Origin of the sequence: Streptomyces scopuliridis RB72 (genome assembly GCF_000718095.1) — a bacterium.
GTDB lineage: Bacteria > Actinomycetota > Actinomycetes > Streptomycetales > Streptomycetaceae > Streptomyces > Streptomyces scopuliridis.
In genome coordinates this window covers 1-803 of record NZ_JOEI01000076.1, presented here as the reverse complement: position 1 = coordinate 803, position 803 = coordinate 1, and the positions used below count along the sequence as shown (strand labels likewise).

Annotated in this window: 1 protein-coding gene; it reads left to right on the top strand. The window is 66.3% G+C overall.

Annotated elements, in window-relative coordinates; all coding sequences use genetic code 11:
- The coding region (locus IF11_RS37440; protein ID WP_037729478.1) for an AMP-binding protein at positions 1–803 on the top strand (803 nt) is incomplete at both ends.

The window sequence follows — 803 nt, the reverse complement described above, 5'->3', positions numbered from 1 at the left end:
TGGGTGTGTGTTTGCCGAGGTCGGTGGAGTGGGTGGTGGCTCTGTTGGCGGTGGTGCGGGCGGGTGGTGTGTATGTGCCGTTGGATCCGGAGTGGCCGGCGGAGCGTATGGAGTTTGTGACGGCGGACAGTGGTGTCCAGCTGGTGATTGATGAGGAGATGCTGGAGGCGCTTTCCGGGGCCTCGGCGTCTTCTGCTGTTCCTGTGGGTCGGGTGTCGTTGGACTCGGCGGCGTATGTGATCTATACGTCCGGCTCGACCGGGCGTCCCAAGGGAGTCGTGGTCTCCCATCGGGGTGTGGCCGGTTTCACCGCTGCGATGGTGGAGCGGTTCGGGCTTGACGCGTCCTCGCGCGTGTTGCAGTTGGCGTCGGCGGGTTTTGATGCGTCGGTGATGGAGTTGTTGATGGCTCTGGGTGGTGGTGGGACGTTGGTGATTCCGGAGGGCGGTCGGCCGTTGGCCGGGCAGGAGTTGCTGGACGTCTTCGCGGGGGAGCGGATCACGCATTCGCTCGTTCCGCCGACGGTCCTGGGCAGTATGCCTGCCGGTGATCTGCCTGACCTGCGGGTATTGGTGACGGGCGGCGAGGCATGTGGCCCTGAGCTGGTCGAGCGGTGGTCGGAGGGCCGGACGGTGATCAATGCCTACGGTCCCACGGAGGTGACGATCGCCGCGTCCATGAGCGGACGGCTGGAGCCCGGGGCCGGTGTTCCGCCGATTGGGGTTCCGGTGGCGGGTGCGCGGGTGTGGGTGCTGGATGGCTGGCTGCGTCCGGTGCCGGTGGGTGTGTTGGGTGAATTGTAT